12 protein-coding genes are annotated in these 13186 nt (G+C 58.2%); all 12 read left to right on the top strand.

Annotated features, from left to right (window positions below):
• Window positions 1–1687 (top strand): STT3 domain-containing protein (locus DTF_RS21335; RefSeq protein WP_035055143.1); only part of this gene is annotated, 1687 nt, incomplete at its 5' end.
• Complete coding sequence (locus tag DTF_RS0101490) at window positions 1684–3018, top strand: flippase (protein ID WP_027713887.1); 1335 nt, start codon at window positions 1684–1686, stop codon at window positions 3016–3018. The genes DTF_RS21335 and DTF_RS0101490, both read left to right, overlap by 4 nt.
• A 36-nt stretch (window positions 3019–3054) precedes the next feature.
• Window positions 3055–4209: a GNAT family N-acetyltransferase gene (locus tag DTF_RS0101485; RefSeq protein WP_155890643.1), complete on the top strand. Its 1155-nt coding sequence runs from the start codon at window positions 3055–3057 to the stop codon at window positions 4207–4209.
• Window positions 4210–4245: 36 nt separating this feature from the next.
• The gene (locus tag DTF_RS0101480) at window positions 4246–4968 is read left to right on the top strand and encodes a hypothetical protein (RefSeq protein ID WP_027713885.1); all 723 of its coding nucleotides are present in this window, start codon (window positions 4246–4248) and stop codon (window positions 4966–4968) included.
• Window positions 4969–5038: 70 nt separating this feature from the next.
• Entirely contained in the window at window positions 5039–5545 is a 507-nt protein-coding gene (locus tag DTF_RS0101475; RefSeq protein ID WP_027713884.1) for a YkgJ family cysteine cluster protein, read from the top strand.
• A gap of 8 nt (window positions 5546–5553) precedes the next feature.
• Window positions 5554–6213, top strand: coding sequence for a class I SAM-dependent methyltransferase (locus tag DTF_RS25020; RefSeq protein WP_051360683.1), 660 nt, complete (start codon window positions 5554–5556; stop codon window positions 6211–6213).
• Window positions 6214–6230: 17 nt separating this feature from the next.
• Window positions 6231–7583 (top strand): arylsulfotransferase family protein, encoded by a 1353-nt coding sequence (locus tag DTF_RS0101465; protein WP_027713883.1) that lies wholly within the window; start codon window positions 6231–6233, stop codon window positions 7581–7583.
• A 34-nt stretch (window positions 7584–7617) separates the two neighbouring features.
• Window positions 7618–7884 (top strand): hypothetical protein, encoded by a 267-nt coding sequence (locus tag DTF_RS21325; protein WP_155890641.1) that lies wholly within the window; start codon window positions 7618–7620, stop codon window positions 7882–7884.
• Between the two features lie 54 nt (window positions 7885–7938).
• Complete coding sequence (locus DTF_RS25015) at window positions 7939–9783, top strand: sulfotransferase (protein ID WP_051360678.1); 1845 nt, start codon at window positions 7939–7941, stop codon at window positions 9781–9783.
• Between the two features lie 95 nt (window positions 9784–9878).
• Entirely contained in the window at window positions 9879–10904 is a 1026-nt protein-coding gene (locus tag DTF_RS0101450; protein ID WP_027713882.1) for a polysaccharide deacetylase family protein, read from the top strand.
• Window positions 10901–12145: a glycosyltransferase family 4 protein gene (locus DTF_RS0101445; RefSeq protein ID WP_027713881.1), complete on the top strand. Its 1245-nt coding sequence runs from the start codon at window positions 10901–10903 to the stop codon at window positions 12143–12145. Before DTF_RS0101450 ends, DTF_RS0101445 begins: the two co-directional genes overlap by 4 nt.
• 115 nt (window positions 12146–12260) lie before the next feature.
• Window positions 12261–13166, top strand: coding sequence for a sulfate adenylyltransferase subunit CysD (cysD, locus tag DTF_RS0101440; protein ID WP_027713880.1), 906 nt, complete (start codon window positions 12261–12263; stop codon window positions 13164–13166).
• Window positions 13167–13186 lie beyond the last annotated feature (20 nt).

The raw sequence follows: 13186 nt of genomic DNA, 5'->3' as shown, positions 1-13186 counted from the left end.
TCTGGCCGGGCTCTTCGTTTTCCCCCTGTTCTATTATTTCAACAAGCTCGGCTTCGGCGCCTCGGCCGTATTGGGAGGACTGGTCGGGTCGTTCAGCCACGCCTATTACGACCGGACCATGATGGGGCGGGTCGACACCGATCTTCTCAACACCTTTTTCCCGATCGCCACGGCGAGCTTCATCCTCTCCATGCATAAAGACAAAAGCCGGTTCGCCAACCTCGGCCTTGCCCTCGGCGCCGGACTGACCATGTACCTGTTCAACTGGTGGTACCAGCAGCCGATGTTCATTCTTTTGTTCCTGTTCTTCATGGCGATCCATCTCGTGGTCGGTCGGGTCGTCGACTGGAAATACCTTGTGCCGATTCTCCTGATCTTCCCCCTGGCTTCCGGTCCCGGTTACGCGCTTCAGATTTTCGATTCCCTGCGCACCTTCCTGTGGACCTATATTTCCCCGCCCGCCACGGGGCAGATCGTCTGGCCGAACGTCATGGACACCATCGCCGAGGCCCGGAGCCGCGGCATCGCGGCCAATCTCGAGATGCTGCACGGCTTTCTGCCGATGGTCGCGGCGGGCTTTGCCGGGCTGATCTACCTCTACGCCAGGCGTTTCAAGCAGATGATCCCCATTACCCCACTGCTGGTCTTGGGCGTCTGGTCGATGGTGGGGCCGACCCGGTTCGCCATGTACATGGCGCCGCTGATCGGGGTCGGCGCCGGGGTGCTGATCGAAGTGCTGGTGAAATACGCCGGAGCGAGGATCCGCCTTCTCAAGCCTGCCGTGCCGCTTGTCGGCATCGCCCTGATGTTCGCGCTCTTTTTCTCCACCAGCGCCTATACCGGCTACTCCAAAACGCCCCTCCCGGTCCTCAAACCCAAAACCGTCAGGGCCATGCTGGATATCAAAAGCATCGTGCCGCTTCACTCGGCGATGTTCACGCCCTTCTGGGAGTACGGTTATCCCCTGATGAATATTGGGGAGTTCGCCACGTATCATGACGGCGGCACTCAGGGGGGGATCCGCACCACCCTGGCGGCCAGGGCGATGACCTCGACGGACCAGGGGGAGATGGTGTCGCTGCTGGCCTACCTGGAAGAGAACGGCTTCGTCGGCCTGGCACAGTCGATCCGGAAGGAAAACCTGTCGGCCGACGACATGCTGGAGCGGGTTTTCCACCATACAGGGGACTTCCGGGGAGACCATGTTTATGTTCTCTATCTCGAGGAAATGCTGGAAAAATTCCGTTCAATGGCCTATTCCGGCACCTGGGACTTCGACCGGAAGACCAACAATCCCATGGATTACCTGTATCTGACCTGCACGCCCGAGGACAATGGCGTCATGAACTGCCGCGAAGGCCGGATCGACCTGGGCAGGGGGACCGTCAGCAATGGAGCTAACTATGCTCCGCTCGTAGCAGCACTCTTCATCAATAATGGCACGGTCGTCAACCGGATCGACTATGCTTCCAGCCAGGGCTACTATCTGCAGGTGCTGATGAAGAACAGCAGGATCTTCGATGTCCAGATGGTCGAGCCCCCTCTGTTCTGGAGCAACTTCAACCAGCAGTATCTGCTCGGTAATTACGACCGGCGCTATTTTGAAGAGGTCTACAACAACTTTCCCGTGGGAAGGGTCCTGAAGGTCAAAAGCACGCTGCCCCTTGCGCAACAGCCCGCTCGATGAATCCTCTCTGGTACAGATTCCTGCCGGGTTTTATTCGCGAAAGGCTCGCGGGCCGCACGACGCTGTTGACGGCCATGGACAACACCGGCTGGATGATGGGAGACCAGGTCATCCGGAAGGTCGTCGGTCTTGTGGTAGGCGTCCTTGTGGCCCGGCATTTCGGCCCGGAGCTTTACGGGGAATTCAGTTATGCCGTCGCCATTGTGATGATCGTCTCCACCATTGCCAGGCTCGGTCTGGATGAAATAGCCATACGGGACATGGCGAAGGACCCCTCCAGCAGAGACGAAATCCTCGGGACATCCTTTGTCATGATGCTGGCGGGGGGCTTTGCGGCTTTCCTGCTGGCCATGATTGCCGTGTTCCTGGCGCGGCCGGAGGGGCAGCTGGTCCAGTGGCTGGTCGCCATACTCGCCGCCGGCTGCATCGTTGAGGCGTTCATGGCCATCGAATTCTGGTTTGAATCCCAGATGCAGTGGAAATTCAATGTTTACGCCAAGACCTCTGCTTTCCTGCTGGTCAGCTGCTCTAAAATTGTCCTGATTGCCCTGAACGCGCCGCTCATAGCTTTCGCATGGGCGGGGCTGGCGGAGGCGGCCCTCGGTTCGCTGGGATTATATCTCGTCTATAAAGGCCGGGGATTTTCCCTCAAGGCCTGGCGGTTCAGACTGAACATGGCCCAAACTCTTCTGAGAGATTGCTGGCCCTTGATCCTCTCCGCTTTGGTCACCACGATCTACCTGCGGATCGATCAGGTCATGATAGGCAGCATGATCGGCAGCGCAGAACTGGGGAACTATTCCGTTGCCGTGCAGCTAGCCGAAGTCTGGGTGTTCATTCCAATGGTTATTTATTCGGCGGTTTTTCCGGCTTTTGTCGAGATTGAAAGAGACAACGAGGCGCTTTTTTATGCGCACCTGCAGAAGCTGTACAATATGATGGCTTTGTATGCCTACCTCGTGGCCCTGCTGGTTACCTTTTTTGCCCAGGAGATCATACATTTCCTGTTTTCCTACGCGTATGCCGAGGCGGGCTCCCTGGCGGCGGTGCTGGTCTGGGGACTGGTTTTCACCAGCCTGGGCGCGGCCCGGAATATCTTGATACTGGCCAAAAACTGGACCCGGGTGAACCTGATCTCCATTGCGTCGGGCGGGGTCCTGAACATCCTGATGAACCTTGTGCTGATCCCTTTATACGGCGCCATGGGCGCTGCTGTTTCCACCCTGGTCTCTTACTGGTTCGCAGTGCACGGGAGCTGTTTTTTCTTTCGTCCTCTGCGATCCACCGGCCGGATGATGACCCGGGCGATGATTTACCCGAAAGCTTGGTGAGCCTTGCACTCTTCTGTCAGTAACCCGAAAGTGCGGGTGAACTCTTTGCAAACGATGTTGATCGATGCGGTCCCCGAGCTGTCCCCCTTTATTCCTGCCTGGCGTGCATTGGCTGAAGATGCGCCAATGAGTTCCCCGGAGTGGCTGCTGGCATGGTGGGAGGTTTATGCCAAGCCGAAAGACAGGCTTTCTCTTCTGCTCTTCCATAAGTCCGAGGGCAGCCTCGTCGGCCTGGCGCCCCTTTTTCTGGAGGACGCCGAAGGGAAGGCAACCTATCGAATCCTGGGCGTGGCCGACGACGTCACGCATCATGCGACCTGGCTTGCCGCCCCCGGATGGGAAGACCGCATCGGAAAGGAAGTCGCCCGCTACCTTCTCGGCTGTGAATCAAGCTGGAAGCGACTACTCTTCGAGGCGGTCGACGATGAGGCAGAAGCTGTTTATGCAACAGTGCGCCACCTGGCCGACAATGGTTTGCTTCATCATCGAAGACAGATCAACAGCTGCTGGAGAATTGATCTTCCGTCGACCTGGGATGAGTATCTGCAGACGCTCTCCAAGTCGCTGCGCAAACGCTGCCGCAAATTGCAGCGCCAATTTTTCGACTCGGGTATAATGACCCTTCGACAGGCGGAGACCGAAGCCGAGTTGAATGAAGGGTTCGAGATTCTCCTGAAACTGCATTCCGCCAGATGGGGGAGCGCAGAAAAACCGCTCGGAGCTTTTGACGACGACAAGTTCCATCGATTCCACCAAAAGGTTGCCAGAACAATGCTGACCAGAAATCAACTTCGACTGGCCTGGTTGGAATACGGTGACAAGCCCGTCGCGATTGAATACCAGTTTTTTGACGACAATACCGTCTATGCCTACCAGGCGGGAGTCGACCTGTCGGTCAATGATGAATGCTCTCCCGGAAAGCTGACCATGATGGCGGCAATCCGGTTTGCCATCGAGCATGGCTGCAAATGGTTCGACCTGCTGCGCGGAAATGACCCCTACAAGGCAAACTGGCGGGCCGTCCCTCGGCCGTGTCACGATCTGAGGGTCTGGTCGCGCCGAAGCCCGGGGCGCATGGAGTGGTTCCTTTGGAATGGCTATACCATGGCCGTTCGGTATCTTAAACCTGTTCTTCCAGAAAAACTGGTCCATCGGACCCTGCTGCTTCTGCGTGGAATGAAGAAATCCTGAGCCCGTTTCGGGACGGCAGATAAAATAGGTTTGAAGATGACCGAACTCATTGTTGCAGAAGAACATAGCCAGCTCTATGATCTTTGGGTCGAGCGCGGAGATCGAAACCTTTCCGTATGTCACCTGGATTTTCATTGCGACATGCGCGGCCTTCTTATCGACCGTCGGCATGAAAGAGCGCGCTACGTCTGGCAGTGCGACCCTTTTATGAACCGCCTCGACTCGGGCAGCTTCCTGGCCCACGCGGTGATGCAGGGGATCGTGACCAGGCTGCGCTGGGTCCATGACGCATTCGGGGGGCGCGGGTACGACGACCTGTACTGCGTGAAATACGAGAGCGATCTCTCCGCCCTTCCGTTTCTTCTGGCGGGTTCGCGAAAATGGGTGCAGCTTGACTTCGCGGAACAGACTTTCGACGATTGGCGCGGACCTCAGCAGGAAGAGTATCTCAGTCTCGATTGGGATGGCCTGGCTTTTGCTGAGTACGATGAGGATCTGATCCGCAGGTTGACGATCGCTTTTCTCGAATACGACTTCCGGCCGCGGGCAATCTTCGTCTCCCGCTCAGCGGAGTATTGCCATCCCGATCGGGCGCTGTTTGAAGACTTTATCGCGGGGCTGGAAAAAAAATTCGGGACACGCTCCATCCGGCTTCGGCCTCAAGAGCACCCGCCCCTGAAGGCGTCGCGGTCATGGACCTTTTACCACGGATTCGAATATCGTTTGTTGCGCCTCATGCGGAAAATGGGTATTTACTGATCCGCGAAACAGGAAATGAGATGCGAGATTCCTGCCTCCTCAATCACGAAAACCTCAGTGTGACGAAATCATGAAGGAACGAGCCAACCCGTGCATTGGTTGCCCCGCGACCTGCTGCTCGCTGAAAGGGCGGTGTGGCCTGAGGCTTTCCAGGGATGAATTTAACAGGCATTTCAAGGATTTTGGGGACTTCCTCGAGGTGAGGGAAGAGTGCGGCACGATCGTCATCTCTTCGAAAGAGGGGCGGGTCTGCCCGCACCTCGGCGAGAACGGCTGCCGTATATACCCCGACCGGCCGGTCGACTGTCGACTCTGCCCGCACCAGATGCTCCCGGTCTTTGAGACAAAAGACAAAGTGAAAATCATGCTCTATCTCGATCCGGTGTGTGTCGAGAACCAAACCTTCGATTTTCCGGAAGAAGAGGCCAGGGCCTACGTCGAGGAGTTCGGCCGGAAAGTCTACGGCAACAAACAGATCATCGTGCAGGTCTTCCGGGACAGCTTCCTGCTCAAACTCAGGAACAAGTGCGAAGTGCTGTTCGTTAAACTTTTCCAGAAGCTGGGGTTTGATCTGTGATTCGACCGATGCTCATACCGCGCCTGCGAGGATTGAAAAACGCCATATTGCTTCTCTGTTCCGGAGAATGGCGGGAATTCCTGGTCCGGTTGCGAATCACGCTCGGCCAGATCGACCTGAAGGATGACCACACCGAGGCGATTTCGGAGCGGACACACTACTACGCCGATTCCGGTGGGCTGGCCTTCGACAGGATCATGTCGCACTTCGCCATCGGCAGCGAGGATGCCATCGTCGATTTCGGCTGCGGCAAGGGCGGGATCCTCATCTCCCTGGCCAAGTATCCGTTCGCGAAAATTGCCGGGGTGGAGATCTCTCCGGAACTTGTCGAAATCGCAAAAAAAAATATTCGCAAGCTCAAGATCGACAGGGTGGAGATCTCCTGCTGCGACGCAGCGGATTTCCAGGATCTCGACGATTTCAACTACTTTTATTTCTTCGATCCGTTCCCGTGTGTGGTCATGAAAGACGTAATACGGAATATTGAAAGATCGGTTGCCGCCGAACCCCGACCGGCGACCATCATTTATCTGAATCCCCACTGCCACGAACTCCTTGACTCGAGTGAGGTTTTTCGCAAAACAGGGGAGTTGGCACATTTCCAGCACGAGTGTTTCGTCTATTCGAACCGTGGCGATGCCCGGGACGAGGCCTTGGAAGCACAATAGAATATCGGATACCCGCTATGAAGCATGGTTCGAGAGTAACCGCTCTTTTCCTGAAGCTTTATTTTGCCCTGTCGGCGCTGTGTCTCGTCTTCCTGATCGGTGCCGGGGTGGTGCTGTTCAAGGTGTTCCCCTACACGTTTCTCAAGAGCGGGGCCGATGCGCTTGTCGACTGGAAGAACAACTGGCAGACCTACACGATCCGTCCGCAGGCACCCTTCCTGAGGAAGAACGAGTTCGGTGCCAGCGGAGTCCTGGTCCACGAAAAAGGGCGCGCCTACGATGGCGTAACTCTTTATGGCGGAGTGGAGGGCAAGCACCTGAGCCTCTACCTGATCGACATGGACGGCAACCCGCTTCATCACTGGGATGTCTCTTTCAAAAAAATCTGGCCGGAAGGGAGCAAGCACCTCAAGTCGCAGCCGGAAGATCTGCACCAGGCGCTCGTCGGCTACCATCTGCTCGAAAACGGTGACGTGATCCTTAACCTGTACAGGGTCGGCATGGTTCGCCTGGATCGTTGCGGCAATGTCGTCTGGAGGCTGCCCATCCGTGCGCACCACCTGTTCAGTTTCACTCCGCAAGGGACCCTCTGGGTTCCCTGCGAGGAGGCTGGTGATCGGCATTATGGAAGAAAAGAAAACGGCCTGGGGACGGTCAGCCTGACGATCACCGACCCGGAAGCGATCTGTGAAGTATCGTTGGCAGGCGAACTGCTGCGATCCGTGGACCCGGTCGAGGCCTTTTTCCACAGCAGCATGGGGCCCATGCTGATGCCATCGGGTATGGCGGAATACGAGAGCTACCATTTCACATCCAACGGCGATACTTTTACGCATATCAACGATGTTGAGGTTGTCACCGAAGCGTTTGCAAAGGATTTCCTGAGATTCAAGCCCGGGGATCTGTTGATGTCGTTATGCACGCAGAACATGCTGGCGGTCATGGATCCGGACACCGAGACGATCAAGTGGAGCATGAAGGGGCCGTTCTTTAATCAGCACGATCCGGATCTGCTGCCCAACGGAAAGATCTCGATTTTCGACAATCTCGGCGCCGCCATCGATCCGAACGCGGATGACGGCAGCCGCATTCTCGAAGTCGACCCGCTTACCGGCGCATCCCGGACCGTGGTCGGCAGCAGCAAGGCGAACTTCTTCCTCACGGAAACCGAGGGCAACAAGCAGCATCTGCCTAACGGCAACCTGCTGATCACCGAATCGGTGCGCGGGCGGATCTTCGAGGTCGATAAGAGCGGGGAAATCGTCTGGAGTTTTGTCACCCGTTGGGACGATGACGAAGTCGTCATTACTCACGAGGGGATTCGCTACCCGGCAAGTTACGCGGCCTTCATCGCAGAAGGCTGTCAATAATAGTTGAGACGACGATCATCGGGAGGCAATCAAAATGAGTTGTCGAGGTCATCAGCCGAAGAGTGTCAAGGCTGTTCTGTCATTGTGCCTGCGAACCGCTGGGCTGGCGCCGATTTGGTTGCTTGTGCTCGTGCCGACCGCCTCCGCCTACGTGGGGCCGGGAGCCGGCCTTTCGATGATCGGCTCCGCGATTGCCCTGATTGTGGTGGTCCTGGTCGCCATGGCCGGGCTGATCATCTGGCCTGTCCGGGCCCTGCAGAGGCGCAAAAGGAAGAAGTCGGAAGGCGCGGCGGAAGAATGAATTTTTTCATGGTGACCTTGCGGTCTTCTGCCTTGAACGGTTGTTGATGTCGAGATGATGCTGCTCTCCCTGATAGCTGTCCTTGCCGGTGCCGCCCTGGGATTTTTTTTCGGTTTCGCCTGGCGCAGAATCGTGTCTGCGGGCGGAAGCCGAAAGTTCTACAAACGCATCGGCACGGTCTTCCGGACCATGCTCTCCGACCCGGACGCCGATTTCGTCAGTCTGTACAAGACCCTGATCGGACAATCCTTTCGGCATATCGGCGTCCAATTTCTGGGACTGCTGGTCGCCTTGTCTCCGATCATTCTGCTATCGGTGACCCTGGGACCGACTTTCCATGCCTGGAACAATTCCCGAGCCGATTCACTTTCCGTCCATCCGCAAAGGGCGGCGGAATACCTGCTCGTCGACGGAATGCCCGCGCAGACGCTCAGGGACGGCAGGTCCCGCGTTGCCGCGCCGGCATCGGCTGGAAGTGTCCACCTGCGCCTGCCGGGCGGAGAGGTACCCCTTGCCGGGCCGCGCTCGAACCAGGCCGTCTGCGCCGACGGAAGCATCAGCGGCGTTGTGCTGTCGTCGCTGGGTTTCCATGTCGCCTATGTCGACCGCGGGACGTTCGGCGACGTTTCCGGGCCGGTGATCGTGCGGCCCTGGTCCGGCGACGTCAATCCCCTCTGGCCATATCTCGGCGACCTGGAGGCGATTCTTTTTGCAAGCATGGGCTTGTTCTCCGTCCCTGCGATGTTTCTGCTCAGGCGAAGAAAAGGCGACAGGAACGATGGCGCGGAAGACGCCCTGCCGAAAATTTCACTTATCGACGACCTCATGACCAGCCTGGCGTCCTCGGGCGCCGGTTTTTTTCGCTGGCTCGGGGATAAGGAGAGCGGCTGCTTCAGGGCCGAGTTGGCAAAGATTTCTATCGACCGGCCGATCTTCGTCAGCGGCCTGGCGCGCTCCGGGACGACGGTGGTGCTGGAGCTGCTCGCGTCCCTGCCGGCCGTCGCGACCCACCAGTACCGCGATTTCCCCTTTGTCATGACGCCCATGCTCTGGCATGGCTTCACCTCCAGGTTCAGCAGCGGGGACACGCCGCTGGAGCGTCCCCACAAAGACGGCATTGTCATCACACGACAGAGCCCGGAGGCTTTCGAGGAGCCGATCTGGCAGCATTTCTTTCCGCATGTCCATGACAGCCAAGCTAACCACACGATCGAGGGACAAAACGGTTCAGAGGAGTTTGGTCGATTTTTTTCAGGGCACATCCGCAAGATCCTGCTGTTGAGAAAGGGTCGCCGCTACCTCTCCAAGGGCAACTACAACCTGACGAGAATCCGCTACCTCGCCGGACTCTTCCCCGATGCCTGTTTCGTCGTGCCCGTAAGGCATCCGCTGGAACACGTCTGGTCACTGGTTCGACAAAACGAACTGTTCCGGAAGTATGCCGAAGCGGACGAGCGCATTGCGGGTTACCTGGCTGCCGCGGGACATTACGAGTTCGGCCCGCAAAGGGTGCCGATAAACGTTCGGTCCGGGACCGGCCAAAGGGTTCTGGAGGCCTGGAACTCAGGACGGGACCATGTCGGATACGCGATCATGTGGGCGGAGGTCTATCGATATATCAGTGAATTGACCGAGCGCAAGGACCCCGTTGCCGAACGCTTGCTGGTACTGCGCTATGAAGATCTCTGCGCCCAGCCTGCCGAAGCGCTGAAGAGCGTGGTTGACTTTTGCGGACTCGATGGACGTGAAGGGGTATCGGAGGCCGCCGGCCGAGTCAGACAAGGGAGGACCTGGTCGACAAGCATGACGGAGGATGTCCGTCTTGAAATATGGCATGAGGTGAGCGATGTCGCCGAGCGCTTCGGTTATCGGCTGGAAGACAGTCCGGCAAACACCTGAACGTCGACAGCCGATCGCGTGCCACTGACCCGGGCCATGCAGAAGGGATGTCTTTAACTGATGTTCCGGGGAGAGGATTGAAGGCAGGAAAGTCAATGGATATCCGGAATAGTCACGAATCGCCGCTGATCGGAGTTGCCCGAGCCTTCTACAGGTCGGGCAGGGCGGCGTATCGACAATTTCGTGCAGTGAAAAACCGCTGTTTGAATCTCGTCGACCGGCCGCTGATTATTCTGATCTATCACCGGGTGACGGATCTGCCGTCCGATCCCGAAATGATCGCCGTCACGCCCGAGAACTTCCGGCGTCACATGCAATATCTGAAAACGAATTTTCAGGTATTGCGGTTCGAAGAAGAATGGGGCTCCCTCAAGGAGCCGTCTGTCGTCGTCACCTTCGATGACGGCTATGCCGACAACGCCCTCGAAGCCTTGCCCATCCTCGAAGAGGTCGGAGTCCCGGCCACCTTTTTCGTCAGCAGCGGAGTCGTCGTCGGCGGCAGGGATTTCTGGTGGCACCGGCTCGAAGCGCTTCTGCTCAAAGAGGGTGAGTTCCCCGAGTGTTTCAGGTTGGAAAACGACCTCTTTGGCCAAGTCTGGGCGACGGCCAACTTTGATCAGAGAAAACAGACCTACGCTGCGCTCTGCCTGTTAATGCGCAAGCTCGATGTGGAGCGCCGTGAAAACTGGTTTGAGCAGATCGAGAACTGGGCCGGTTGCGGCTATCCGACTGAAACGAGACACCGTGCCATGACACGGCATGAACTGAAGACACTTGCCGCGAGCCCCTGGGCGACGATCGGCGCCCATACGGTGACCCATTCGGCGCTGTCGGCGCTGAGCGAGGCCCGGCAGCGGCAGGAGATATTCACCTCCAAGCAGGATCTGGAAACGATCATCGGCCGGGGAATCACAACTTTTTCCTACCCCTTCGGAAGGAAGTGCGAATACGATCGCACCTCGATGCATCTCTGCCGAGAGGCCGGTTTCGATAAAGTGGCGGCAAACTTCCCCGGCCAGGTGCACCGCTGGAGCGACCCCCTGCAGCTGCCGAGGCACCTGGTACGCAACTGGGATCTGGAGACCTTTGCCGCGGAGCTGAAGGGGTTCTGGACGAGATGAAGGTCCTGATGCTCAACACGTTCGATGCCACGGGCGGCGCGGCGCGGACCGCAAGCCGCCTGTTGAGTGGGGTAAGGAGCAGGGGCGTCCATGCGGATATGCTTGTGCAGTTTAAGTCCGGCCATTCGGATGACATCCTCTGCAGTCCCAACCCATTGCGAAAGCTGGCCCGCCGGCTGAAAGTCTTTGTTGGTACGCTGCCGGTGCGTCTCTACCCTAAAAACCCGGAAAACAACTTTTCGCCCGCGTTGCTGCCGGAACGCGTTCCGGGGGAGATTGCCGACATAGATCCCGACATCATTCATCTGCACTGGATCTGCGCGGGGTTCCTGCGGGTGGAAACCCTTCGAACGTTCAATCGGCCGATTATCTGGACCCTGCACGATTCCTGGGCGTTTACCGGCGGCTGCCATGTTCCTTTCGATTGCACTCGTTACCGTGAGAACTGCGGAGTCTGCCCTGTCCTCGGCTCGGCCTCCGAAAAGGACCTGTCCCGCTGGACCTGGAACCGGAAGGCAAAAGCCTGGCGCGACCTCGACCTGACCGTGGTGACGCCGAGCCGCTGGCTTGCCGATTGCGCCCGCTCAAGCTCCCTGTTTCGCGATGTTAGGGTGGAAGTAATTCCCAACGGCCTGGAAACCGAAACCTTCCAGCCCCTGGACAAGGTTTCATCACGAAATTCGCTGGGATTGCCGCAGGGTGAAAAAATCATCCTGTTCGGCGCCGTGCGGGGCATGTCCGACCCGAACAAGGGGTTTCACCTGCTGACCGGGGCATTGAAGGAGGTCGCCAGGGAATCGAACGGTTCGCTCGCGGTCGTGTTCGGCTCGTCCGCTCCTGCCGGGATGCCGGACCTGGGGATGCCGGTCAGGTTTCTGGGCCGGATTGACGACGACCATTCGCTGGCTCGAATTTATTCGGCGGCGGACGTGTTCGTCGCTCCGTCAATGCAGGAAAATCTGCCAAATACCGTGATGGAGGCCATGGCCTGCGGCACGCCCTGTGTCGCCTTCCGACAAGGGGGCGTCCCGGACCTTGTCGACCATGAGGTTTCCGGATACCTGGCCCAACCTTTCGATACCGGGGACCTTGCCCGGGGCATCGAGTGGGTGCTTGGAGACGACGACCGACGTGCCAGGCTGTCCGTTGAGGCCCGGCGGAAGATAACGGCCGAGTTTAGCCTTGCCGAGGTTTCGGAACGATATGTTAACATATACCGCGAGTTGTTGGGGAAAAGCTGATGTCGTCGCTACTGCCTGGAGAAGAACAGACCGTCGAGCACGTGCCGGATCCGAAGGAATTCCGGCCCCTGAAGGCTTGAAGCTTGAGGCTTGAAGCTGCATTAAAGGATAAGGAATGAAAATACCTCTCACCCACCTCCGCCAACTGGAAGCCGAGAGCATCCACATCATCCGCGAGGTCGCGGCCGAGTTCGAGAACCCGGTGATGCTCTACTCCATCGGCAAGGACTCCTCTGTCATGCTCCATCTGGCGCGGAAGGCCTTCCATCCCGGGAAGATCCCCTTCCCCCTGCTGCACGTGGACACCACCTGGAAGTTCCGCGAGATGATCGAGTTTCGCGACAGGATGGCCCGCGAGTACGGCTTCGAGTTGCTGGTCCATACCAACGAGGAGGGGGCGCGGCAGGGGATCAACCCCTTTACCCACGGCAGCGCCCTCTACACAGACGTGATGAAGACCGAGGGGCTCAAGCAGGCCCTCGACAAGTACGGGTTCGACGCAGCATTCGGCGGTGCCCGCCGCGATGAGGAGAAGTCCCGGGCCAAGGAGCGGATCTTCTCCTTCCGCACCGCCGCCCACCGGTGGGACCCCAAGAGCCAGCGCCCCGAGCTGTGGACCCTCTACAACGCCCGGGTCAAACCCGGCGAGTCGATCCGAGCTTTCCCTCTCTCCAACTGGACCGAACTCGACATCTGGCAGTACATCACCCTGGAGGAGATCCCCATCGTCCCCCTCTACTACTCCGCGGTGCGCCCGGTGGTCGAGCGCGACGGAATGCTCCTCCTGGTCGATGACGACCGCCTCGAGCTCCTGCCTGGTGAAGAGGTGCAGATGAAGTCGGTACGCTTCCGCACCCTCGGCTGCTACCCCCTTACCGGCGCCGTCGAATCGACCGCCGCCACCCTCCCGGAGATCATCCAGGAGATGCTGTTGACGAAGACCAGCGAGCGACAGGGGCGGCTGATCGATCACGACCAGGCGGGTTCGATGGAGAAGAAGAAGCAGGAGGGGTACTTTTGAGCTGTAAGCTGTAAGCTGTA

Origin of the sequence: Desulfuromonas sp. TF, assembly GCF_000472285.1 — a bacterium.
Lineage (GTDB): Bacteria > Desulfobacterota > Desulfuromonadia > Desulfuromonadales > ATBO01 > ATBO01.
The sequence above is the reverse complement of the archived record's forward strand: the minus strand, read 5'-3'. Positions and strand labels throughout refer to the sequence as shown.

Bases quoted from the DNA above. Each gene is read 5' to 3' on its own strand.
- DTF_RS21325 (WP_155890641.1), top strand. From the start codon at position 7,618: ATGAGTTGTCGAGGTCATCAGCCGAAGAGTGTCAAGGCTGTTCTGTCA.
- DTF_RS0101480 (WP_027713885.1), top strand. From the start codon at position 4,246: ATGACCGAACTCATTGTTGCAGAAGAACATAGCCAGCTCTATGATCTT.
- DTF_RS25015 (WP_051360678.1), top strand. From the start codon at position 7,939: ATGATGCTGCTCTCCCTGATAGCTGTCCTTGCCGGTGCCGCCCTGGGA.
- DTF_RS25020 (WP_051360683.1), top strand. From the start codon at position 5,554: ATGCTCATACCGCGCCTGCGAGGATTGAAAAACGCCATATTGCTTCTC.
- DTF_RS0101490 (WP_027713887.1), top strand. From the start codon at position 1,684: ATGAATCCTCTCTGGTACAGATTCCTGCCGGGTTTTATTCGCGAAAGG.
- DTF_RS0101445 (WP_027713881.1), top strand. From the start codon at position 10,901: ATGAAGGTCCTGATGCTCAACACGTTCGATGCCACGGGCGGCGCGGCG.
- DTF_RS0101465 (WP_027713883.1), top strand. From the start codon at position 6,231: ATGAAGCATGGTTCGAGAGTAACCGCTCTTTTCCTGAAGCTTTATTTT.
- DTF_RS0101475 (WP_027713884.1), top strand. From the start codon at position 5,039: ATGAAGGAACGAGCCAACCCGTGCATTGGTTGCCCCGCGACCTGCTGC.
- cysD (WP_027713880.1), top strand. From the start codon at position 12,261: ATGAAAATACCTCTCACCCACCTCCGCCAACTGGAAGCCGAGAGCATC.
- DTF_RS0101450 (WP_027713882.1), top strand. From the start codon at position 9,879: ATGGATATCCGGAATAGTCACGAATCGCCGCTGATCGGAGTTGCCCGA.